The organism is Vibrio algarum (genome assembly GCF_028204155.1).
GTDB lineage: Bacteria > Pseudomonadota > Gammaproteobacteria > Enterobacterales > Vibrionaceae > Vibrio > Vibrio algarum.
In genome coordinates this window covers 1,513,015-1,535,423 of sequence record NZ_JAQLOI010000003.1, presented here as the reverse complement: position 1 = coordinate 1,535,423, position 22,409 = coordinate 1,513,015, and the positions used below count along the sequence as shown (strand labels likewise).

Below are 22,409 nucleotides of genomic sequence, written 5' to 3'. Positions count from 1 at the left end.
TCACATTTTTATGTTAAAAATCAAGTTACTTTGATTAAGTTGTTCTGTTGAATAGTATTAGTCTACGTATTATATTGTAATGTGGTTCTAATTTATTACTCAATGTAAATCTAGGGGAAAACAATTGCAACGAGATCTCGTCATTCGGGCTATCCATGATTTTCAAAAAGACTGCCTGAAACTATGTGAAAGCCACTACCCAACGGTACACAACCGAGGTATGAGCGAGCACCATTTAGGCAGAGCATTTGCGAGACGGCTGGCAAGTACATTGGATTCATTTAACCTCGTCAATCAATTTGAACCAATGGATACAACAAGATCCCCTGATCATCCTCATCACTTCAGAATAGCCTCAAGCGAAGGTACGGTTTGGGTTATTACTCATCACTTAACAAGTGCTAGTACAACCTGCAAAGAGAAGTTGCTTACTGACATAACAGAATGGCAAGCAGAATATGGCTTTGCTATACAGCCAAGCGATCTGCTCGTATTGTTAGGTGATCATTGGATTTCTCGTAGTCAAAAAAGCCGAGAGCTACTTGATTGGTGGATGGGGGAATTGCCTGACGACTTTACTGCTTACGCCGAACAAGGGATATCTCTATATAAAAGTGATTCAAAGCTGATTCATGAGCTAGACACTCGATTCCATATTCGGCCGTGTTATCTTCGATTTGGGCACCCGTTATTGCGCTCAGTAGACCAACAACTAGTCAGAAAATATATTCAGCTCTATGCGATTTTAGAGTGGCAGCAGTAAATCATTGTTAGAGCTTTAATGTAGAGTACAAATCTCTAAATCCGAATACTTAGATGTTGTAATCAACATCTCACTCCGAAAAATATTAAACGCTTACAGAATTCATTGTTCTGTCTCTCAATACGCTGATAGGAACAGGTTTGGAAAAATAATAACCTTGTCCAAAATGGCAACCGTAACAAGCTAACAAATCTAATTGTTGTTTAGTCTCTATCCCTTCCGCGACAACTTTGATACCGAGTTCATTTGCCATATGTATAATAGCTTTACACAACGCCTGACTGTTCATGTCTTCTGTTAGGTTTTGTACAAATGAGCGATCGATTTTTATAATATCAATTTCAATCTGTTGCAGATACGAAAGTGATGAATACCCAACACCAAAGTCGTCTATTGCGATATCAATACCGACATTTTTAAGCTGCTTAAGTCTATTTTTTACTATGTCATCACTAGTCATTAGTAGGTTTTCAGTAATTTCAAACGAGATTAAACTTACTTGCAATTGATGCCGTTTACATTCTTGTAGCCAAGTATCCATCCATTTAAAGTCACCTTTAAACTGCGCCGGAGATACATTAACGCTTATTTGTATATCCTGCTCATAAATTGTTCTTAATATAGGTATATGAAAAGAGGCGTTTCTTAGCACCCACTCTCCTATCTCATTTATGATTCCAAACTCCTCTGCAATAGTTATAAAATCATTTGGAAATACAAGCCCTTTGGTTGGGTGATTCCATCGGATCAATACTTCTACCTTAGCAATGTTTCTTGTCGCGAGATCGATAATAGGTTGAAAATAGAGTTCGAACTGGTTTTCTCTCAATGCGACTTTAAGATCGCTCACTATTTTCCTTTTTTCAACAAGTCGATGCATCATCATATTGTTAAAGTATTGGTAGCAGTTGCGCCCTTCACTTTTCGCTTCATACATTGCTAAATCAGCACACTTAAGAATGGTTTCTACATTGCTGCCGTTATCGGGAAATATTGCAATACCGATACTAACCGTAACTAATACTTCTTCACCATTGATTAAGAATGGATCACTTAGTTCTTTGTGTATGTTTTTAGCAACACCCGTTGTTAAACCTTTATCAATGACATCACCAAGCAGAATAGTAAATTCATCGCCTCCTAAACGAGCAACGAGATCCGTAGCCCTAACCGCAGATCTTAGTCTTTTTGAGACCGCAATTAATAACTCGTCGCCATGATCGTGTCCCATCGTATCATTGACTTCTTTAAAGCCGTCTAAATCTAAAAATAGTATTGAGAAGCCTACTATTTGTCCTTCCTCATAGAATGAAACGTATCTTTTAAGCTCTTCATTTAAGAAACGTCTATTCGGCAAATCAGATAAACTATCTGTATAAGCATGTCGTTTAAGCTTATTGTTTACAACTTCTAATTCTACCGTGCGCTGCCTAACCTTTGACTCAAGGTTGCCATCTCTTAACTCTATGTTTTCTAACATTAAATTAAAGCAATCAGTCAATTGGCCAATTTCATCATGGGTAGTAGATTTAGCACGGAGAGCATAGTTATTCGTTTCCGTAACGCTTGTCGCAATTTGCCCTAGGTTTAAAATTGGTTTAGTGATATACCGGCTAAAAATAATCGCCAGTACTAAACTCGTGGCTAATGTGATAACTGCTATAAACGCGATAAAGAGTGAATAAACTTCTATATGTTTCTCTATTGATAGATCATTCACCCTAATAACGAGCTTGCCAAAATAAGTATTATCGTGAACGAGTATCTTATCGACAGTTAAAAAAGCACTGATAGGCTGAGTATAATCTAGATGAGATGACTCGATACTGACAAATAGCTCTCCTTTGCTGGTATATACGCTAGCATCGATGATCGTATTATCTGACATTAATGGTAACAGCAACTCGTTCGCGTTAACTTCATCTCGAAACACAACAGTAGCCGTAATTGTAGGGGCTAAAATTTGAGCTATAGAATCTATTCTATGTAATTCTTTTTCTTTAGCGTTATTTTTTTCATAGTTTATGATAGTAATTGCAGTACTAAGAACGGCGAATAATGCAACAAGCATAAACAATGCAACGACTTTAACTTGGATAGAACTAAATTGAGGGATTAACTTTTTCATTGTTCACTGCCCCCTCTACCACTCGACCAAGCCTAAGCACTTTAGAGCTCATTTTTATTCCCGAAGACGCCAATGCGTTTGCATCAACTTCAAAGCGCACTTTTCCGCCGGTTATAAATAGATTTATATGCCCACCTGATTGAATAAATTTCTTGTTTTCACCAATAAGCATGGTATTCGAGAGTTTAGGATTATCGACCACCTTGCCGATAAGACTGTCGTTTATACTGGTCAAATAGAAACTGTTACATATCTCATTTGGTATACCTTTGACTGATACCAAGTGCACTTCCACTGGACGGTTTTTGACCTTTTGATTCTTGAGTGTCTTAGATGCCGTTAAAACAAATTGAGGATTAAAACTACAAATGGTGTATCGGTCAGAGCGGTTTGGATTAAACCAACTGCCCTCACTGTAACGCGCAAAATTAAAGATAAAACCGGCTTTTACAGCAAATTCTCTTTCATTCGCATACGACAAACCTGGCGACATGATAGTCACGCAGAGAAGAGCTATATACAAACGCTTAAATGAGATAAAAATTCACCTTTATTAAAAATTTGCGGTCACACGTGCGACGATAGAAGATTCAATATATGTTGGTACGGTATATACCTCATCGGTATTCTTATATTCTATATGGTCATTTTCTAGCAAATTATTCCCAGTGAGCGTGAACGCAACTGAAGGGTGTATTATCCACGACCAACTTAAATCCAGCACGCCAAAATCATCTGTATTGTAAGCTTCTCCATCTTCTAACCGGTACAAAGCAAACAAAAAGTGGTCATCGTTAAGGGATACGCTAGATTTTAAAAACAGTTGTGATAAATCGGATGTTTGCCCTACGACTGTTCTCGTAGCGTCTTCGAGTTGATACTCATAAGAGGTAAAATTATAACCAATTTCTGCCTTGAAATCTTGATTTGGTTGCCAAGCAAGAACCAGTTCTGAACCGTAGCTCTCTAACTCTGCATTAGACACAAAAGTATAATCTATTCGCGTACTTTGTAACGTGGCTGCTATAGCTAAAGGATTGTTTAGCGCCGCTATTTCTTCAATACTTAGTGGGCTAACGTCGGTTTCTAACGCTAAAGCATTTTTTGACTGTGATTTGAAAACGGTAAAATCGAGATTCCATTTTCTTCTTAAATACCGGTATCCAAACTCTACAGAGATGGTTTTCTCTGCTTCAATATCACTGTTACCATTTAGATAAAGTGGGAGGTATAAATCGTCAATATAAGAATTACCAGTGGTAATTTCATCTCCAACCCTCTTTCCTGATAGAACGGTTTGACCATTTAACTCAATTAGCGAAGGAATTCTTATCCCTTGAGACAACGAAGACCAAAAAACGTGTTTTTGAGCCGGTTTCCACATCAACCGTGCAATAGGTTGATGTTCCCAACCGGTGAAGTCGTTGTGCTCAGAACGATTTCCAAGTGAAAAGTTCAATTCACTTGGAATCAAATCAAACTGAACTTGGGCAAAGGCGCCATACTGAGTTATAGAGTCGATATCTTCGGTCATCATTACGTAACCAGTATCATCACTATTTATTTGAGTATTACGGTAATTCAGGCCCCAGTCGACTTTTACATCGTTAAATATCGTATTCATCTGATAATCGACATCTAAAACAGCAAATTCTTCATTGTGGTAAGCAGTATCTGCAGATAAACGAAGATAAGAAGCTTGCAACATTTGCGTAGAATAATCACCCAATCGGTGCTCCAGACGAGTCATTACTTTAAGATCGTCTCTGGTGGATGCACTCTCTAATTTATATGTCTCGAACGTCGTTAAGTCGGATAATGATACCGTTTGGCCATTATCAACTTGAGTGTAGTCGGCTTGTAGAATAAGAGATAAGTCATTGTTAAAGATCAAATCGGACCGCATACCTAGTGATGTTGTTTCTCCACTGTCGCTCGGTAATCCCTTATATGAATTACTCGATTGATCCGAATCTCGGTTAGAGGCATATACTCGATAAGCACCATATTCTCCTAGATCAGAACCAAACCGACCGGTAACTTGATGGTTCAGTTGCGAACCTGCTGAAACTTCGAGTTTTGTTGTACGAGTGTCCTCTGAGTGTTTTGTAATGATATTAATAACACCGTTTGTCGCATTACTACCCCACAATAGTCCTGATTGACCACGTATTACTTCGATACGATCTATATCAAACAATGGGACATTGATCCCTTCCCAATCTACACCAGCAAAGCTTGGGTTATGGATACTTTGTCCGTCTATCATGACCAACAACTTACTAGAATATCTTCCAGCGGGCGCTCTTGCCGTTATAGCCCAAACATTATTGTCTATTTTTCTAACTTGAAGGCCTGGAACCAGTGTTAGAGCTTGAGGTATTGAATTTACTCCAGATTTAATGATCTCGTCATTAGACAAGACATAGATTGATGCGGCTGTTTCAGCTGTTGATTGTAATCGTTTCATAGCCGCGTTCGCTTGAACGTCTGCAGCCATCAACGATTCCAAGTCTAAACTCGGTAGTGAGGAAGTGTCTTCATTTGCAAAAACAGAGCAAGTCATAGCGAAAGACGCTAGGCAAAATATTCTCATAAGCGTTCCTGATATCTTGTTGGTTTTAATTCTCTAGCGTTGACAACATACCAGTTAGATTAAAACCTTATAGTAATCATTAAAGCTAATATATAAGTGCCATGAATAAAGTGATCGATACCACGTAAACAGGTGTTACCAGACAGATACATGCATTTATATTTTGTATGTTTGTGATTTTTATTTTGCATATTTGTTATGCTTTTGTTTTTAATTTACTCCAAATAAACTTTGTCTCAAAAATGAGCAATTGATTATATTGACAATATAATTTCTGTAGTTGAGAATCAATAATCACTAAATTTAGATTGTTATATTATTATGTGTTTTGAACGCAGAGAATTGGAATCACGTATAAAAATAGATAGAAACGGTCATTATTACGCCATATACAATGGAATGTTGTTGCATAGTGTATTTCAACCGATACTCAAAAATAATTCGGAAATTATTGGGTACGAAGCATTGCTCCGTATTAATTGTTCAGATGGACGACAACTTCGAGCCGATATGTTTTTTAAAAGCTCTCATTATAGTTTCGACTGTAAGATATTTGTAGAAAGATTAAGCAGGGCAATTCATATTAGAAATTTTGCTATTTCCTCTAAAAGGCACACTAATCTATTTTTGAACACTATCCCTCGCTCTAATGAATACTTTTTGAATAACGATCGTAACACCAAGTTGCTTATGCAACGCCTTGATGAATTGGATTTACACTCTAGCCAAATAGTTATAGAAATAGTTGAATTAAGTGGGTACAACGAATCCCGACTTTTACGGTCTATTGAGCATTTAAAACATCTTGGTTTTGCTATCGCTATAGACGACTACGGTGTAGATTCCTCAAACATTGATCGTGTTAACCTTGTAAAACCAAGCATACTAAAATTAGATAAAAGTTTACTTGTAGATTTCACGCAAGGAAAACAAAGAGGGTTATGCGAAGCATTGGATTTAGGTGCGAGGATCAATGCACAAACCTTGGTAGAAGGGATAGAAACTGAAGAGCAGTTTCGCAGCATAGCGGACTTAAATGTTGGTATGTACCAAGGCTTTCACTTCTCAACACCACGTCGATTGGATGTAGACGCTTGTAGCAAAGCAGCTTATACTCTCACACATTAAAACTCATTCATCGTTTTAATGTATATTAATTAAACGGGAGTTATTATGAATAGAAAAAAGAAAATTAATCAAACTTTTATAAAAAAGCAGAAAAAGAAAAATGCAAAACTGCATACGAGTAATAAAGAGAAATATATATCTAAAGCGGACAGAGCAGCTTTAGAAGCGAATAAGGATCAACAACAAGATCAAGAGGAAGATCATTAAATGATCTTCCTTTTTTATTAAATCAATAAATTAAAAGATTGTGATCGATTTCTATAAATCTATCTACAGATTCTATTAAAGATTGTGCCGTTAGATCTTTAACTCCGTATACTTCAATTTCTTTTTTGTACTTATTTCTAATACGCTGAGCAAGTAAATCAAAATCACCATCTCCCGAAAGAAGAATAATCACATCGGCCTGCATCGCAAGTTCGATTGCATCTAGCGTAATACCAACATCCCAATCTCCTTTCGCTGAACCGTCCATTCTTTGTATAAAGGGCTTAAGTTTCACATTAAAACCAATCCCTCTAAGTATGTGATGAAACTGGCGTTGTTTGGGATTATTACTGGCTATTGCATAGGCGTTAGCTTCCAAAACCTCCCTGTTTGCAGTTGCTTTTCTCCAGAACGCATTATAGTCAAAATGACTCTTGTACCGATCTCTTGTTGTGTAGTAGATATTTTGTACATCTACAAGTATTGCAACTGACTCCATTATGACTCTCTTTGTTGAATAATTGTCTTACGGTAATCTCTTGGGGAGCAACCATAAAATGCTTTGAATCGGTGGGTAAAATTATACGGGTCTTTATACCCAAGACGCTGCGCGATCATCGTAATTGACCATTCTTTATTATGCAGAAGATCCGCTGCTTTTTGCATCCTTAATGCTATAAGTTTTTTCTGAGGAGAGCTAGCGTAAAGTGTTTTGCATACTCGATTTAACTGCTCTTCACTTAAAAATGCCTTTTCAGCTATCTGTTTAACCGTCCATCGAAGGTGGAGTTGTGCTCCTACTTCGTTAAAAAGGGCTTGTACTCTTGCTGAAGATGTTAATGGTGTTGCCTCAACACCAGTTAGTAAGCTAGACATTTCGCTGCATAATAATTTACGGTAGGCAGGCCTTCCATCTATTTCACTATGTAGTAAGGTCATTAAAGCCCAAATTACCTCCGAGTCAGAAAAAGGAACAACCGATTGCCCCAAGGTTGCTATTTGCTTCCATTTAACCGTATCAGATAATAATACCCAAGCCATTTTCCAGTTACCATCAGGTCTATTGAGTTCAAACCTAAAAGGCGTTTTTGCAGGCAGCACACAAAGTGAGTTTTGTTTCAAAATAACCTCACTCGTTGCTGTGGTTAGTTTACCCTCCCCTTCTACTGTAAATAACAAAGTGTGAACATCAACGCTGTCTCTTTCAACCAAATAGCCACCTTGTAATTCTGCTAGTCCAGCCATAAAGAACTGTTGAGTTATCAACTCTGGAATATCCGAAACCGTTAGAAACCTTTCTCTGCACTCTGAAGAGAGGTACACAAAGTCTCGCCATACCGAAGGAGGTATAAAATCACTAATGACGGATTTGAACAGGTTTTTACTTTCTTTGTACATGTTATTTATCATCTTAGGTGGCTATATTTCCCTCAATTAATGAGGAGTAAAAATGACATACTTAATGCCTGCACAATCAGGTCAACCACACCTATTTAAAAGGATTATTAAGCTCGCTTTACCCGTTGCGATACAAAGTGCACTAGTGTCAATTCTTGCACTTGCCGATGTTCTCATGGTTAGTGATTTTGGTAAAGAAGCAACTGCATCTGTGGGAATTGCCTCAAAATGGCATTTTGTTGCCATTATGATAATGGTAGGTTTAAGCGTGTCTAATGGGGTCTTAGTTTCACAATACTGGGGAAAGGGAGATCGCAACTCAGCTAAGTCAGTTACCTTATATGCGATGCGTGTAGGTTCTGTGATTATTATTCCGGTTACTGTGCTTATTACCTTATTTTCTGGGTTAATAATGCAAGCTCAGACCGCTGATGTCGCTGTTATCGAGCTAGGTTCTCAATATCTTTGGTACAGTTTCCCCGTACTCATTCTGACCCATTTTGTGATCGTTCTCGAATCAAGTATGCGTTCCAGTGGAGACGCTGTCACCCCTTTGTATGTTGGCGCATTAACGGTGTTGATCAACATTGCGCTCAATTTTTGGCTTATCAAAGGCGGCTTCGGCATTTCACCTATGGGAGTTGCTGGTGCGGCATTGGCGACAACGATTTCGCGCCTACTTCAAGTAGTATTAATGTATTCATACATGAGAATTAAGCGTCACTGGTTGTTCACCGCTAAGCAAGTAGCGTGTCCAAAAAAGTTACATAAATCATATCGAAAACTCGCATTTCCAAACGCTTCGAATGGTTTACTTTGGGCTGTTGGTACTTTGACTTATCAGATGATATTTGGCCATATGGGAACAACAGAGCTCGCTGTGTTTAGTATGTTAGGTCCATTCGAATCCTTGTGTTACGCAACGTTCTTCGGTATTTCAGTTGCTTGTTCAGTTCTTATTGGTCAGTCGTTAGGTAAAGATCAGTTTGAAGAAGCGGTACAGCTAACCAGAATACTACTGAAATTTGTTTTGGTATTTGGTTTGTTTCTTGGCGCCGCTCTACTTATGAACCGAGAGTGGATATTAGTTTTACTCAATTTAGACGCGAGTCAATTTTATCATTTATCTTTGCCCGCTATATCCATACTGTGCTGCGGTATTTGGTTACGAATGCTAAACCTTATAATCATAAATGGAATACTACGGGCAGGTGGTGATAACTTGTTTTGTCTACGAATGGACTTTATCGCTATGTGGTTGGTAGGCATTCCATTAGCAACATATGGTGCTTTCATCGGAGAATGGGGGTTTGCATGGGTATATGCGATGTTAATATGCGAAGAAGTTGTAAAGTTCTCGCTCTGTTTCCATCGTTATCTAAAACTTAAATGGGTCAATAACCTCACGATTTCTCACGCATAGCTTTCATTCGATTGTGGCGGTTAGATGCTTGCTTCTTAGGTTGATTTGGCACCTCTCGTTTCTCGTGACGAAGGTGTCTAATAGCCAAAATCGGATGTTTAAAGAGCATTCTTGGCCCTGAATAGCGCATGATCAAACGCATATCTTCTTTTGGTTCGGGTTTATAACAATGAATAGGACAGTTATTGCAAGTTGGTTTTTCTTGGCCGTAGGGACAACGGTCTAATTTTGTTTCTGCATATATCAATAGCTCACTACAACTATCACACAAGCCCCCTTTTATACCATGATTTTTCTGGCAATAGATTTCCATCATTGCAGATACCGTTTTATATTCAGTTGCTAACTCACCTTGCAATATCTTACTTACTCGCATTTAATCTCCACTTTCGTTGCAATTGCCTATAATTATATCAATATCAGATTACAAGAGGTAACACTGAAAGCACTTCTTGCATAACCCTACTATAACAAGGTTTAAAAATGATTAATCTAATAGTATGTTATCCTTCTTCACAACCCATTCATAAGTTACTTGAACTGTTTAGTGACTAAACTGTAGTATCAACGTTTGCTTTTTATAGCATCATATTATCAATATAAATCAGCAATAATACTGGTTTCACTTCGAGAGTAAATTCATGCTATCCATTTTTGATATCTATAAAATCGGTGTCGGCCCTTCTAGTTCTCACACCAACGGCCCTATGATTGCAGGTTACGATTTTAGACAGCAGATTATGTCTCTATTTCACCAAGTCGAGTCAATTAAGATAGACCTATACGGATCACTTTCATTAACCGGCAAAGGTCACCATACCGATCGTGCATCACTTATTGGCTTAATGGGCAATAAGCCCGACAATATAAATATTGAACAGGCCAACCAACGCCTTCAATCAGACATAACAAACCATGAACTGTCACTTTCTAGTGACTGTGTCGTTGCATTCGATTTCGAAAGTGACATCGTGTTTCATTCTGAATACCTCCCACTTCATGAAAATGGAATGTCTATTTCTGCATTCAATGTGGACAACGAGTTGATTGCGAAAGAAACCTACTATTCTGTTGGCGGTGGCTTTATTGCAACCGAGTCTGAATTAACTAATGGCAAGTCTGCCGATCAAATAGAAATTGAGTTTCCGTTTCAGTCAGCTGAAGAGCTTTTGCAACAAGCCGAAAACACTGGCCATTGCCTTGGCGGATTGATGCTCAAAAACGAATTGGCCTATAGAAGCCAAAAGGAAATAGATAATAAAGCAGAGCAGATATGGCAAGTTATGACCAACTGTGTTGATCGTGGTTTAGAAACAGAAGGCATACTAGACGGAGGATTGAATGTAACTCGTAGAGCACCCGCTTTATTAAAGAATCTTGAAGCAAATTCTTCTTTACACAGTGATCCGATGGAAATAATGGACTGGATAAATGTTTATGCTTTTGCTGTTAGCGAGGAAAATGCAGCTGGTGGACAGGTTGTTACATCGCCAACCAATGGAGCTGCAGGCGTTATTCCAGCAGTTCTCATGTATTATCACACTTTTATTAAAGAATTAGATCTAAAACAGATCAAAGATTTTCTCGCGGTATCTGGCGCTATCGGTATGTTATATAAAATGAACGCTTCAATATCTGGTGCAGAAGTGGGATGTCAGGGAGAAATAGGTGTTTCCTCTTCTATGGCTGCTGCCGGTTTGACTGCCCTTCGTGGTGGAACCAACGAGCAAATCTGTATTGCCGCAGAAATTGCGATGGAACACTCTTTAGGCATGACATGTGACCCCATTGGTGGTTTAGTTCAGGTTCCTTGTATAGAAAGAAACGCAATGGGTGCAGTTAAGGCAATAAATGCGTCTAGAATGGCACTAAAAAGAAATAGTAAATGTTTAATTTCATTAGATAAAGTTATTGACACTATGTACCAAACTGGCAAGGACATGAATAAAAAGTATCGGGAAACTTCGCTTGGTGGCTTGGCAATCATACACATGGCACCACCATGTGAATGATATTGATACCAACATCAGTAAGTTTATTTGCAATGTGAAATTAACTGTACAGACGGATTAAGACTTGCCTGCGCACTAACAATAAAAAACCGAGCCATTGCTCGGTTTTTTATTAGGGAATGTCTAAAAATTGGGCGTTAAGTTTTTTAACATCAAGACAAGTTCGTCTTCGGTTTGGGGTTCTCTTTCTAACATAACTTCCGGAGATGCTCCCCCTCGCAATACATAAGCTTTCGTACCACAGTGATCATAGTGATACCAAAGTCCATTCACACATACATCGGTATAGCATCTTGGGTCTTTCTTTAATTCCATAATTCAACCCTCTTATAGTGTTTCACTATTAATCTTAGTAAATGTAGGGTTATTTGTAACCTAGAATTAACAAATAAAACATACCACTTTAGTCTAGTCAAACATGTATTAAGGTCACAATCCCATTATTAAGCTTAGATTAAAGTCAAAAATACTGAAGAATATGCGCGATAAACGACCAGTTAGAATGTTTGCACTATTGTTTAAAAAGCGAATAAGTTACCCTATAGAAGTAATTATCGTTAGAAGAAAAAAACAATGTGCGTAGAACAAAAAGTATGGCTTAACAGCTATCCCAATGACGTGCCAGCGTCTATTAATGCCGATAAATATCAGAATATTACAGAAATGTTCCAAGAAACTTTTTCAAAGTATGCGGATAAAGCCGCCTTTGTTAATATGGGGCATTCTCTTAGCTACAAAGAACTAGATGAGAAAGCAACGGCCTTTGCCGCTTATTTGCAAGTAACATTAAAAATGAAAAAAGGTGATCGCATTGCACTGATGATGCCAAACCTTTTACAGTACCCGATTGCTATCCTTGGTGCTCTTAAAGCAGGTTTAGTCGTAGTAAATGTAAATCCACTCTACACTCCTAGAGAGCTACAGCACCAATTACGAGACTCAGGCGCTAAAGCTATTGTTGCCGTTACGAACTTCGGCAACAACTTACAAAAAGTAATCAGTAAAACTAGCTTAGAGCACGTAATTTTAACTCGAATCGGTGACGAGCTTACACCCTACAAACGTACGTTGGTTAACTTTGCTGTTAAGTACGTTAAAAAAATGGTGCCTAAATATAATCTACCCGGAGCTATTTCATTTAAAAGAGCATTAACTCAAGGTAAAACTCTTACTCTAACCCCACCAGTGATAGAGAATAGTGACCTAGCTTATCTGCAATATACTGGCGGTACGACTGGCCTTGCTAAAGGAGCTATGCTTACTCATCGCAATATCATCGCCAATGTATTGCAGGTTAACGCTCATTTTTCACCGCGCACGCTGGTCGAAAATGAACACGCTGTTACCCCATTGCCTCTTTATCATATTTTCGCAAATTCCGTTAGTATGATGTTAATAATGTATTTCGGCGGTACGAACTTACTGATTACTAACCCCAGAGATATTGACGGATTTGTTAATGATCTGAAAAAGTATCCGTTTACCATGATGTTCGGTCTTAACACTCTTTTTAATGGGCTAAACAATCATGCTGGCTTTCGAGCATTAGATTTCAGTCACGCTAACTTTACGATAGCTGGAGGAATGGCGACCCAAAAGCATGTAGCTGATGAATGGCAACGAATAACAGGGATGCCAGTAGTTGAAGGCTATGGATTAACAGAATGTTCCCCTGTTGTTGCCGGCGGTATTCATACTCAACAGGCCTTTGTTCCGTCAATAGGCGTACCTTTACCAAGTACGGAGCTGAGAATTGTCGATGAACAAGGTCATTCACTCCCTGCTGGACAGATCGGTGAAATTGAAATTCGAGGCGATCAGGTTATGAAGGGTTATTGGCAACAAGAACTTGAATCTAAAGAAGCCCTTAGGGAAGGTGGATGGATAAAATCTGGCGATATCGGCCGTATGGATGATCAAGGGTTCTTTTATATAGAAGATAGAAAAAAAGATATGATTCTTGTTTCTGGCTTTAATGTTTTCCCAACTGAAATTGAAGAAGTTGCAACATTGCATCCTAAAATTATTGAAGCCGCCGCGATTGGCATAGCTGATGAGATCACAGGTGAAAGAGTCAAACTTGTTGTTGTCACCCATGGCTCTGTAACAACTGATGACATAAAGAAACATTGCCGCCAACACCTGACTGGTTACAAAATACCTAAGGTCATAGAGTATAGGGATGAATTGCCTAAAACAAACGTAGGAAAAATATTGAGGAGAGAATTAAGAGATTAATTTCACTCAATGACATATGTGATACTGAAAATGCACTCTAATGAGTGCATTTTTTATTCTAACAAGTTGGTAGCAACATTCGTTTGATGTGGAATGACCTCTGAGGGAGAAATACCAAATTTTTTTGAAGGCTTTACTTAGATGAAACGCATCGGTGAAAGCGAGCTCATAGGCAAGTTGAGTAATATTGTGCGTCCCTTTTTTTAGTAAGGTATGTGCAATCTCAAGCTTAATTGTCATGTAATACTCTTTTGGTGACTTGCCTGTTTGTTTAGTAAAAAGTTTGCGCATATGCTGTTCACTACAACCGACAAAAGTAGCCATTTCCTTCACAGTCCAGTTTTCAGAAATACGGTGATACATCTCATCCACCACAGTATCAATCACCTTTTGTTGTGGAGTCTTATCTTTGAAATTTGCATTAACTAACCACTCATAGAAAACCTTAGTGAATATCGCCGCAGCGTAAGCATTGTGGTAAGTTTCATTATAATTTAATTGTTTTTTTAATTCTTCTAACTGCAATTCGTAATGCACTCTATTTTCAATATTAATAATACTATTAAAAGGAATATGCTTTCTTGCTTCTTCTTCAATAAATATCTCAATCCAATATAACTTCCATGCTAAACCAGTACAGCCATAGCTTGATATTGACTGTGGGTCGAGAAAAATTAAGCTATTACCTCGTATGTGAATGCTGTCTGCGTTTTTTACATTTATGACACCTTGCCCACTTTCTGTGTAGACCACAACCAACGTATTGTCCGCATAGGGAAGTTTACGATCTCTTGGCCAAACATTCTGATAGGCTTTGTCAGCATTGACATCCCAATATGAACGTATCGTAATACCTGTACAGCTCACACTTTTTCGAATTACTAAAGGATTATTCTTCATAGTTTCGTTTTATACATGAATCAGTTCGTTAACTACATCTACATATTGATTGTTCTGGCCAATACTAGACGCACAGTGATTGAAAGCCATTATTAAAATGCCAATAACGTGATGTATCTCATTATTATCAATGAATAATGATAAGAGGTAACAAGTTTAAATTTAATCACTAGAACATCAACCCTACCTTAATTACCCTAACAAAAGCACCTATAACAGGATAAAAAAGTGCTTAATAAATGGAGAATAATATTATGATTGCCATCGGCTCATTTATTATATTTACACTGTTAGTAGCCTTGATATCATACAAAGTTACTAAAGAAGAAAATTTAAACGAAACAACTGGTTACTTTTTAGCGGGTCGAAGTCTACCTTGGTTTGTTATTGCAGGTTCGCTTTTTCTTACCAATATTTCTGCAGAACAATTAACAGGACTTAACGGTAACGCCTTTGCAAAAGGTGCGAGCGTTATGGCATGGGAAACCGTTGCTGCTGTAACGATGATTGTACTTGCTGTTGTTTTCCTTCCAAGGTTTTTGCGAGGTGGTATTGCTACCGTCCCACAATTTTTAGAAGCTAGATATGGCAAACGCATGAGAAGTGTCGCTTCGTTTATATTTATTTATGCCATAGTTATCGGTTTCCTACCTTTCGTGCTTTATGCTGGTGCTATAACACTCGGTAAGCTTTTCAATGTTTCTGAAGTACTTGGTGTTTCTGAGAATTCCGCTATGTGGATCATGGTGATTAGCCTTGGCATTATGGGTGGTCTATACGCCGTGTTTGGTGGACTTAAAGCGGTAGCGGTTTCTGATACTGTAAACGGCGTTGGCTTGTTGTTTGGTGGTTTCTTGGTTCCAATCCTTGCGCTTACTCAACTCGGTGATGGCAGCATGGTAGAAGGCTTCAATATCGTTGTTTCCGAAGCCCCAGAGAGAATGCAAGCAGCAGGTGTATCAGAAGGTGCCGCTATCCCATGGCATACATTATTCTCCGGTATCTTACTCATTAACCTTTTTTATTGGTGTACAAACCAAGCTATCGTTCAGCGCGCATTAGGTGCAAAAAACCTAGCAGAAGGTCAAAAAGGTGTCCTTGCTGCTGCGATAATGAAAGTATTTGGCGTCATGATGCTTGTATTGCCGGGCATAATTGCATGGCACATGCACCAACGTGGCATGATTTCTGTTCCAGTAAAAGGTATTTCACCAGAAGGGTTAGAAATATTAGCTAAAGACATGGCTTATCCTACTTTGGTTCGTGAGGTTCTTCCTACCTGGTTAACCGGATTCTTTGGTGCTGTTTTGTTTGGTGCTGTTATGAGTTCTTTTAATAGTGGTGTAAACAGCTTATCTACCCTTGTCAGTCTTGATATCTATAAAGGCATAATTAATAAAACTGCTTCGGACATGCAAACGGTTCGTGTCGGTAAGATATTTGGGGCAATTACCATCGCAATCTGTGTTTGTATCGCTCCACTTATCGCTCAAGCTGATGGTTTGTATACATTAATGCGTACTATCATGGCAGTTATTAATGTACCAATTCTTACCGTAATCCTTGTGGGTATCGTTTCCAAACGTACACCACCGCTGGCAGCGTATATAGCACTTCCTATTGGAATGGCGAGTTTCTACATCGCTCACTTCGTGCTTAAGGATGATCTAGGATTTGTTAAGCTTCATTGGCTTCACGTAGTCGGACTTAACTTCTTATGGATGGTTTCTATCATGATGGTTGTTCGTTATTTAAAACCAATGGAAAGTGCATTCGAACAGACATACACCGAGCAGGTAGAAGTAAAAGAATGGAAGTATGTACAGCACGCCAGCTGGACCGTGATTGGCTTATTGGCACTGCTTTATACCGTCTTTTCTAACATCGGTATTTTAGGTGACACTGGGAGCTTTACTAAAGTTCTCATGGTATTAGCTCTATTTGCTGTTTTCTGCTTCGCTGCACGCAAAATCTGGTTGACGAAAACAGCTCCACAGATTTCTTCTTTGGCAGAAAATCAATAAATAATACAAGCCTGTCTCTACTTTTTTAGCCGTACGATTTTCGGCTTAGATTCAGGCTTCAATTAGCAACTATCCAGTGAGGACACTCTTATGACTGGGGATAATAAATTCCTAAATAGGAAAACACGTCAAGGCGCTTATCAGACCTTTGATGTCGCGACTAAGCCCAACATCTTCTTAATCACTGTAGACATGATCTCCCCCGATTGTTATAGCGCAGCGCGAGAACTCTCAACGGTGATTCGTACACCAAATCTAGACCAGATAGCTAACGAAGGGACTAAATTTAACCGTGCATTCACTACAAGCCCTTTGTGTGGTCCAGCCCGAGCCGCATTATTTACCGGGCAGCACCCTCCTTATTTAACCAATGGAGAGCGTGCACCTTGTGGCTCACAAGTTGACCTTGAAACAAACGACATTATTTTCCAAGATTATCTTAAATCTGAAGGTTACCTTCTTAAACATGCAGGTAAATGCCATGTAGGCGTAGCAAAGTTCATCGAAACTTTTGGTGAAAATGTACATGCATGGGATCGTTGGGGGCCACCAGTTCTAGATGACGACAGATACCTCGACTATATAGATTCCATGGGGGTTTTACCGCCTGTTTATAAGCGGGAGTTGCACGGATTGCAATCGGATATGATAAATGTTGGTAATTCGTTTGGTGGATGGCTCGAACAAGAAGATGGTCAGCCATTCCCTGTAGAAGCCCATTATTCTACATTTTTAGCCGATCTGACTATTCGACAGTTAAAAGCTGCAAAACGACAAAATCCGACTAAACCAATTTTCAGTCAGCTGGATTTTTTCGACCCACATCAACCCTACTCGATCCCTGCGGGTTTTGAAAAACGTTATCAAGAGATTAAACAAGCGGTAACCATTCCTGACAGCTTTGAACGCTTGATGGAATGCGAAGATCTACCTAACAACCCTATATATAAACTATATAGAAAATATTGGGGCATATACGATCAAATTACATTAGTTGATTATATCGCAGGACACTTGCTACAAGTTGAAGTCGTTGATTATGGCATAGGAAAGCTTATCGATTACTTGAAATCATCTGGTCTTTGGCAAGAGAGTTTAATTATATTTTCAGCAGACCATGGAGACATGAATGGTCGAATGGGAATGGCCGATAAAGGCGTTTATTTTCAACCTGATATATTCTCAATCCCCTTATATGTAAAACCACCGCAGTCCCAGCAATCGTCCTTTAATCAAAGTGATGAGTTGGTATCGGCGTTAGACATTGCTCCTACCATACTAAATACTGCCGGGATAGCAACGCCAGCACAGATGGAAGGATGTAACCTGCTACCTATAACACAAGGCGAAGAGCGAAAACCACTTACACAAGTATACCAAATAGGCATGCATGTAGGTATGAACCTTGGTGCCGGTTTTCAGTTAGAAATTGAAGGACGTCGTTGGTTCTATGGGTATAATACTTCCACCGGATATCAAGAGCTTTATGATCTCGACATCGACAATCAAATCAACCTTTTCGACTGTGATGACTACCGCGATGTGCGACAAATTGTAATTGAAAAAGGCGCTGAAATTTTCAGTACTGACCCTCGTTGGGCAGGTTACTGGGCATCATATAGATTACACAATATGGAAAAATTGCCGCTGCAGCATAATCAAGATATGCAAATGCTAAAGCCCACAAATCTATAGTTCTTTAAGTCAGTTTGATTAAAGCTGGTTAAAAAATACTGGCTTTATCTTACTTAATTGAAGTATACATATACTGGCTCTTTTATTTATCCATCGACACTCTTCTCCTATCTATTCGTTTAAAGGATTCTAATAGAAAAAAATGAGCAATCAAAACCTACCGACTGGCTGTCACGTGATGGCAAAACCTTCTGGTTTTGTATGTAATCTAGATTGTAAATACTGTTTCTATTTAGAAAAGGAGAAACTCTACCCCGAAAGAAATGAAAACTGGAAGATGAACGATGAAACCTTAGAGCTATTCGTAAAACAGCAGATTGATGCACAGCAAGGTCCCGATGTTGATATCGCATGGCAAGGCGGCGAACCAACGTTACTGGGTATTTCATTTTACCAAAAAGCGGTTAAGTTCGCGCAAAAGCATAAAGGCAATAAGAATGTTCATCACGCCTTTCAAACCAATGGTATTCTTATCAATGACGAATGGTGTGAGTTTTTTAAACAGAATAACTTCTTAGTCGGCTTATCTATCGACGGGCCTGCGGATCTTCATGATGCCTATCGTGTTACTCGCTCCGGTAAGGCTACACATGATAAAGTGATGCTAGCTGTTAGGTTATTTATAAAACACGATGTGGCCTTTAACACACTCACGGTTGTGAACAACATAAATGCAAAACATCCATTAAAGGTCTATCATTTTCTAAAAGAAATCGGTTCTAAATATATACAGTTCATCCCTTTAGTTGAACAACAATCTAACCAATCAGAACCTGGTGAGTTGACCCTCGTTCATCCAGATTCTACCTTAACGTCTAGCGTGACAAATTGGTCTGTTCCTGCTTGGCAATATGGTGAGTTTCTCAACCAAATTTTTGACGAATGGGTAAGAAAAGACGTAAGCAATATATTTGTCCAAACATTCGACACAACGCTTGCGAACTGGTGTAAACAACCCGGTGGGGTTTGTATATTTTCTCCGACTTGCGGAAGTGCCTTAGCACTAGAAGCTAATGGAGATCTGTATAGTTGCGATCACTATGTTTACCCAGAATATAAACTTGGTAATATTCATGAAATTACTATCAAAGAGATGAATCAAAGTGAACAAGCGATCGCATTCGGCCAAGCTAAAATTACGCGTTTAACACCAGAATGTAAAACCTGTAAATTTCGATTTGCCTGCCATGGTGGTTGTCCAAAGCAGAGGTTTATTTCCTCAGAGAGTGGCGAACCTAACCATAATTATCTGTGCGATGGATACCTACATTTCTTTAAACATACCGCTCCTTATATGGCAACAATGCGTGATTTAATAGAAACGGGGCGACAAGCAAATGAAATTATGTGGCTAGTACATCAACATGTACTGAAAACCAACCAATCGGCTACCGCAAATATAAACGTAGGTCGGAATCAACCGTGCCCATGCGGTTCAAATAAAAAATTTAAACAATGTTGTGCTAAATAGAAAAATTCACCTATTCACCAGTTCGGTTCGAAATAGCGTTAAGTCGTGTAGATTTATTGGCGCTATTCCTCGGATTTTAGGGTCTAAAAGACCATTATCTTTTAGTAACCTACAAAAACGAATAACTGTTTGTGTTTCGGTACCTGAATGTTCAGCAATCTCTCTAGCGGTCCACGGATAATCGGCAAAGCGGCCAAATAGATCAACGATAGAATCTAATACACGTACCTTTGCTCCAAACCCCGCTATATTAGAAAGTCGACTTTCCGCCTCACCTAACTCCCTACAAACTGATTTAACTAAAAAATTTAGTAACTCAGGGGTATTCAAGTAAAGCTCTTCGATGCGACACACATGAAAATGGCTAACATTGCTTGGAGTCAAAGACCGCGTAGTAAGGTGGTACGGTTCTTGGCTGAATAAAGAGCGATACCCAAAAAATTCGCCTTTACCATACACTCTGATCAAGTGCTCTTTACCTGCTTCAGTATTTTTATACAGTCCAACCATACCACTACGCAATAAATAAAAACCGCTCGCACCTTCATTTGCACGATAAATAAGTTGGTTTTTTTCATAGCTGTCTTGGTGAACCTTAGTATTAATACTGAGCTGCTTAACAACTGTTTCTAATTCAATAGTCATGTGTCACTTTCACAGTTACTTAAAATTACTATTTGATTATGTCGCAGGACATAATCGATAAACTTACGCGTAGATAAAATAACGTTAGATTAACTATCTAACATAAGTACCTATTTATTATGGATCAATAAACAACCACTAAATAGCTTGTTCTTACTAATAATAGACGGAGATCAAATGGAACAGATATTAGTTTTACTTACCATCGAAAGTTTTATGAAGATAGCATTAGGAGCATTGATCGGATTATGCCTTGGATTAACTGGGGTCGGTGGTGGTGTATTAATTATTCCAATACTCCAGGTTATATTTGGTATGCAAACTATTATGGCCGTTGGGACTGCAAGCATTATATCTTCAATAGTAAAAGCGAATGCTGGCATTTCACATATTGCAGCAGGAAATGTAGATTGGAAGGCCCTTCGATGGATGTTAATAGGTGCAATACCAGCAACGCTTCTAACCACAGAATTCATCATCCATCTCTATAGTATTCCGTCTTTATCAACGGCTATCAATCAAACTGTTGAAGTCGTCATTGTTGGCATTATGCTTCTATCAATGTATTCCATTTATAACAAATACAGACGATGTACTCAGCAAAATGCTAGTCGTGACCATTCAAATAAAGTGGCATTGTCTGCAGGGGTAACTTGTGGCACCGTGATTGGTTCTACTGGTGTTGGGGGTGGCATTATGCTGTTACCTGCTTTTAACACACTACTTGGCGTTGGAATAAAAAAATCCATAGGCTCATCTTTAGTAATGGCACTGATTTTATCAACTTTAACCGCCTTAAATTATAGTCTCGGAGGTCAGAGTGATATAACAACAGCCATTTTAATGTCTGCCGGAGCGTTTATAGGTGTACCCATAGCGATGAAGTTAATAAAAGGTGCAAAAGATCAACATATATACATTTTAACTTTAGCGATATTATTTCTATCTCTAGGCATGCTTTTATTTCGATGAGGTCATATATTATTTTAAAAAATGAGTTTTTATTTTATTCATCTCACTCCTATCTAATAATAACCAAGCACAAGAACTACGAATTGGGGCTGGCCCAGCGAGGGAAATGCCTATTAACGTGATGACTACATAATTCTTTCTTAAATACTCTAAAGCACCTAAGTAGCCAAAATTTCACGCAAGCAATGTACGCCTCTTTCACGATTGCCGCACAAGGTTTTAAAAGTTTGAGATTTAAGCCATAAGTTTGCGTTTTAAACCACATTTCTTTCTGAAAATTACTTTTATACTAAAGGTGAATTTGACTGAAGAGAGATTGCCTATGCTAAACGAAAATCATGCCTTTATCTTAGATTTCCCTGATCTTAAATTGGACATTGTTCAACTAAACCACGATGACCCGACATTCAAAGCCGACCTTCAGAAATACCACGAACTGGATTACGATATCCGCCAACTCGAGATTTCAGGCAGCCCCATTGATGATGACAATATGCACGCTTTGAAGGTTCAACGAATGGAATTAAAAGACATTCTCTATGTTCAATTAACCAAACATCACACGCAGGAAAGCAATAACGCTGACTAAATAAATTAAGCTTTTGCTATTTAGTTAGTAAAAATCTGCAAAAAATGATTTTGATAGGTTGGATAGAACCATTAAATATATGAGTCGAACATCACGATCGACAAGTCCAATATCCCCAATTCATTGATCTGACGCTATTTCTACTTCTAAATTCGTCATTCATCACCCATTTGGGTGATGAATGACGAATTTTACTATTACATACTCATGATTCTATACC

General features: G+C 38.6%; 20 protein-coding genes. 11 read left to right on the top strand and 9 right to left on the bottom strand.

Features of this window, described 5'->3' with window-relative positions; genetic code table 11:
- The first annotated feature begins 124 nt into the window (after nucleotides 1-124).
- Nucleotides 125-763: a hypothetical protein gene (locus tag PGX00_RS22295; RefSeq protein WP_272140706.1), complete on the top strand. Its 639-nt coding sequence runs from the start codon at nucleotides 125-127 to the stop codon at nucleotides 761-763.
- 85 nt (nucleotides 764-848) lie between these two features.
- On the opposite strand, the gene PGX00_RS22290 is transcribed toward PGX00_RS22295, so the two are convergent.
- The 3 genes from PGX00_RS22290 to PGX00_RS22280 are packed head-to-tail and all read right to left on the bottom strand — an operon-like array spanning nucleotide 849 to nucleotide 5,487.
- The gene (locus tag PGX00_RS22290) at nucleotides 849-2,891 is read right to left on the bottom strand and encodes an EAL domain-containing protein (protein WP_272140704.1); all 2,043 of its coding nucleotides are present in this window, start codon (nucleotides 2,889-2,891) and stop codon (nucleotides 849-851) included.
- Nucleotides 2,866-3,384: a YfiR family protein gene (locus PGX00_RS22285; RefSeq protein ID WP_272140702.1), complete on the bottom strand. Its 519-nt coding sequence runs from the start codon at nucleotides 3,382-3,384 to the stop codon at nucleotides 2,866-2,868. The genes PGX00_RS22290 and PGX00_RS22285 overlap by 26 nt, the downstream gene beginning before the upstream one ends.
- Nucleotides 3,385-3,444: 60 nt before the next feature.
- A complete protein-coding gene (locus PGX00_RS22280; protein WP_272140700.1) occupies nucleotides 3,445-5,487 on the bottom strand; it encodes a TonB-dependent receptor plug domain-containing protein in 2,043 nt (680 codons plus the stop codon).
- A 321-nt stretch (nucleotides 5,488-5,808) separates the two neighbouring features.
- Here PGX00_RS22280 and PGX00_RS22275 point away from each other — a divergent pair, with 321 nt between their 5' ends.
- Complete coding sequence (locus PGX00_RS22275) at nucleotides 5,809-6,615, top strand: EAL domain-containing protein (protein WP_322107891.1); 807 nt, start codon at nucleotides 5,809-5,811, stop codon at nucleotides 6,613-6,615.
- A 45-nt stretch (nucleotides 6,616-6,660) separates the two neighbouring features.
- Nucleotides 6,661-6,822 (top strand): DUF2986 domain-containing protein, encoded by a 162-nt coding sequence (locus PGX00_RS22270; protein WP_272140697.1) that lies wholly within the window; start codon nucleotides 6,661-6,663, stop codon nucleotides 6,820-6,822.
- A gap of 22 nt (nucleotides 6,823-6,844) precedes the next feature.
- On the opposite strand, the gene PGX00_RS22265 is transcribed toward PGX00_RS22270, so the two are convergent.
- On the bottom strand, nucleotides 6,845-7,321 hold the full coding sequence (locus tag PGX00_RS22265) for a LabA-like NYN domain-containing protein (protein WP_272140695.1): 477 nt from the start codon (nucleotides 7,319-7,321) through the stop codon (nucleotides 6,845-6,847).
- Nucleotides 7,321-8,220 (bottom strand): AraC family transcriptional regulator, encoded by a 900-nt coding sequence (locus tag PGX00_RS22260; RefSeq protein WP_272140693.1) that lies wholly within the window; start codon nucleotides 8,218-8,220, stop codon nucleotides 7,321-7,323. The genes PGX00_RS22265 and PGX00_RS22260 overlap by 1 nt, the downstream gene beginning before the upstream one ends.
- Before the next feature lie 52 nt (nucleotides 8,221-8,272).
- Here PGX00_RS22260 and PGX00_RS22255 point away from each other — a divergent pair, with 52 nt between their 5' ends.
- Nucleotides 8,273-9,643, top strand: a complete 1,371-nt coding sequence (locus PGX00_RS22255; RefSeq protein WP_407702409.1) for an MATE family efflux transporter — start codon at nucleotides 8,273-8,275, stop codon at nucleotides 9,641-9,643.
- Here PGX00_RS22255 and PGX00_RS22250 read toward each other — a convergent pair.
- Nucleotides 9,624-10,019, bottom strand: a complete 396-nt coding sequence (locus PGX00_RS22250; RefSeq protein ID WP_272140691.1) for a nitrous oxide-stimulated promoter family protein — start codon at nucleotides 10,017-10,019, stop codon at nucleotides 9,624-9,626. The two genes, PGX00_RS22255 and PGX00_RS22250, sit on opposite strands and share 20 nt — an antisense overlap.
- Nucleotides 10,020-10,284: 265 nt before the next feature.
- Here PGX00_RS22250 and PGX00_RS22245 point away from each other — a divergent pair, with 265 nt between their 5' ends.
- Entirely contained in the window at nucleotides 10,285-11,655 is a 1,371-nt protein-coding gene (locus PGX00_RS22245; protein WP_272140689.1) for an L-serine ammonia-lyase, read from the top strand.
- Between the two features lie 123 nt (nucleotides 11,656-11,778).
- Here PGX00_RS22245 and PGX00_RS22240 read toward each other — a convergent pair whose 3' ends face one another.
- On the bottom strand, nucleotides 11,779-11,970 hold the full coding sequence (locus tag PGX00_RS22240; protein WP_272140687.1) for a hypothetical protein: 192 nt from the start codon (nucleotides 11,968-11,970) through the stop codon (nucleotides 11,779-11,781).
- Nucleotides 11,971-12,228: 258 nt separating this feature from the next.
- Between PGX00_RS22240 and PGX00_RS22235 the strand changes: the two genes are divergently transcribed.
- Nucleotides 12,229-13,893, top strand: coding sequence for an AMP-binding protein (locus PGX00_RS22235; RefSeq protein WP_272140684.1), 1,665 nt, complete (start codon nucleotides 12,229-12,231; stop codon nucleotides 13,891-13,893).
- A gap of 6 nt (nucleotides 13,894-13,899) precedes the next feature.
- Here the strand turns inward: PGX00_RS22235 and PGX00_RS22230 are convergent, their stop codons facing one another.
- Complete coding sequence (locus PGX00_RS22230; RefSeq protein ID WP_272140681.1) at nucleotides 13,900-14,793, bottom strand: helix-turn-helix transcriptional regulator; 894 nt, start codon at nucleotides 14,791-14,793, stop codon at nucleotides 13,900-13,902.
- A 239-nt stretch (nucleotides 14,794-15,032) separates the two neighbouring features.
- Between PGX00_RS22230 and PGX00_RS22225 the strand changes: the two genes are divergently transcribed.
- The 3 genes from PGX00_RS22225 to PGX00_RS22215 all read left to right on the top strand — a co-directional run bounded on the left by PGX00_RS22225 (nucleotide 15,033) and on the right by PGX00_RS22215 (nucleotide 19,983).
- A complete protein-coding gene (locus PGX00_RS22225) occupies nucleotides 15,033-16,817 on the top strand; it encodes a solute:sodium symporter family transporter (RefSeq protein ID WP_272140679.1) in 1,785 nt (594 codons plus the stop codon).
- Between the two features lie 90 nt (nucleotides 16,818-16,907).
- Nucleotides 16,908-18,512, top strand: coding sequence for a sulfatase-like hydrolase/transferase (locus PGX00_RS22220; RefSeq protein WP_272140677.1), 1,605 nt, complete (start codon nucleotides 16,908-16,910; stop codon nucleotides 18,510-18,512).
- Nucleotides 18,513-18,654: 142 nt separating this feature from the next.
- Nucleotides 18,655-19,983 carry an anaerobic sulfatase maturase gene (locus tag PGX00_RS22215; RefSeq protein WP_272140675.1) on the top strand — a complete coding sequence of 443 codons (1,329 nt, stop codon included), beginning with the start codon at nucleotides 18,655-18,657 and terminating at the stop codon, nucleotides 19,981-19,983.
- Nucleotides 19,984-19,989: 6 nt separating this feature from the next.
- On the opposite strand, the gene PGX00_RS22210 is transcribed toward PGX00_RS22215, so the two are convergent.
- On the bottom strand, nucleotides 19,990-20,628 hold the full coding sequence (locus PGX00_RS22210; protein ID WP_272140673.1) for a Crp/Fnr family transcriptional regulator: 639 nt from the start codon (nucleotides 20,626-20,628) through the stop codon (nucleotides 19,990-19,992).
- Between the two features lie 177 nt (nucleotides 20,629-20,805).
- On the opposite strand from PGX00_RS22210, the gene PGX00_RS22205 reads away from it, so the two are divergent.
- Together PGX00_RS22205 and PGX00_RS22200 are read left to right on the top strand one after the other, a co-directional pair.
- Nucleotides 20,806-21,600: a sulfite exporter TauE/SafE family protein gene (locus tag PGX00_RS22205; protein ID WP_272140671.1), complete on the top strand. Its 795-nt coding sequence runs from the start codon at nucleotides 20,806-20,808 to the stop codon at nucleotides 21,598-21,600.
- Nucleotides 21,601-21,922: 322 nt separating this feature from the next.
- Entirely contained in the window at nucleotides 21,923-22,189 is a 267-nt protein-coding gene (locus PGX00_RS22200; protein ID WP_272140669.1) for a YdcH family protein, read from the top strand.
- Nucleotides 22,190-22,409: the final 220 nt, after the last annotated feature.

Coding starts and splice junctions, on each gene's coding strand:
- PGX00_RS22290 (WP_272140704.1), bottom strand. CDS start 2,891: ATGAAAAAGTTAATCCCTCAATTTAGTTCTATCCAAGTTAAAGTCGTT.
- PGX00_RS22285 (WP_272140702.1), bottom strand. CDS start 3,384: ATGTCGCCAGGTTTGTCGTATGCGAATGAAAGAGAATTTGCTGTAAAA.
- PGX00_RS22280 (WP_272140700.1), bottom strand. CDS start 5,487: ATGAGAATATTTTGCCTAGCGTCTTTCGCTATGACTTGCTCTGTTTTT.
- PGX00_RS22275 (WP_322107891.1), top strand. CDS start 5,809: ATGTGTTTTGAACGCAGAGAATTGGAATCACGTATAAAAATAGATAGA.
- PGX00_RS22270 (WP_272140697.1), top strand. CDS start 6,661: ATGAATAGAAAAAAGAAAATTAATCAAACTTTTATAAAAAAGCAGAAA.
- PGX00_RS22265 (WP_272140695.1), bottom strand. CDS start 7,321: ATGGAGTCAGTTGCAATACTTGTAGATGTACAAAATATCTACTACACA.
- PGX00_RS22260 (WP_272140693.1), bottom strand. CDS start 8,220: ATGTACAAAGAAAGTAAAAACCTGTTCAAATCCGTCATTAGTGATTTT.
- PGX00_RS22255 (WP_407702409.1), top strand. CDS start 8,273: ATGACATACTTAATGCCTGCACAATCAGGTCAACCACACCTATTTAAA.
- PGX00_RS22250 (WP_272140691.1), bottom strand. CDS start 10,019: ATGCGAGTAAGTAAGATATTGCAAGGTGAGTTAGCAACTGAATATAAA.
- PGX00_RS22245 (WP_272140689.1), top strand. CDS start 10,285: ATGCTATCCATTTTTGATATCTATAAAATCGGTGTCGGCCCTTCTAGT.
- PGX00_RS22240 (WP_272140687.1), bottom strand. CDS start 11,970: ATGGAATTAAAGAAAGACCCAAGATGCTATACCGATGTATGTGTGAAT.
- PGX00_RS22235 (WP_272140684.1), top strand. CDS start 12,229: ATGTGCGTAGAACAAAAAGTATGGCTTAACAGCTATCCCAATGACGTG.
- PGX00_RS22230 (WP_272140681.1), bottom strand. CDS start 14,793: ATGAAGAATAATCCTTTAGTAATTCGAAAAAGTGTGAGCTGTACAGGT.
- PGX00_RS22225 (WP_272140679.1), top strand. CDS start 15,033: ATGGAGAATAATATTATGATTGCCATCGGCTCATTTATTATATTTACA.
- PGX00_RS22220 (WP_272140677.1), top strand. CDS start 16,908: ATGACTGGGGATAATAAATTCCTAAATAGGAAAACACGTCAAGGCGCT.
- PGX00_RS22215 (WP_272140675.1), top strand. CDS start 18,655: ATGAGCAATCAAAACCTACCGACTGGCTGTCACGTGATGGCAAAACCT.
- PGX00_RS22210 (WP_272140673.1), bottom strand. CDS start 20,628: ATGACTATTGAATTAGAAACAGTTGTTAAGCAGCTCAGTATTAATACT.
- PGX00_RS22205 (WP_272140671.1), top strand. CDS start 20,806: ATGGAACAGATATTAGTTTTACTTACCATCGAAAGTTTTATGAAGATA.
- PGX00_RS22200 (WP_272140669.1), top strand. CDS start 21,923: ATGCTAAACGAAAATCATGCCTTTATCTTAGATTTCCCTGATCTTAAA.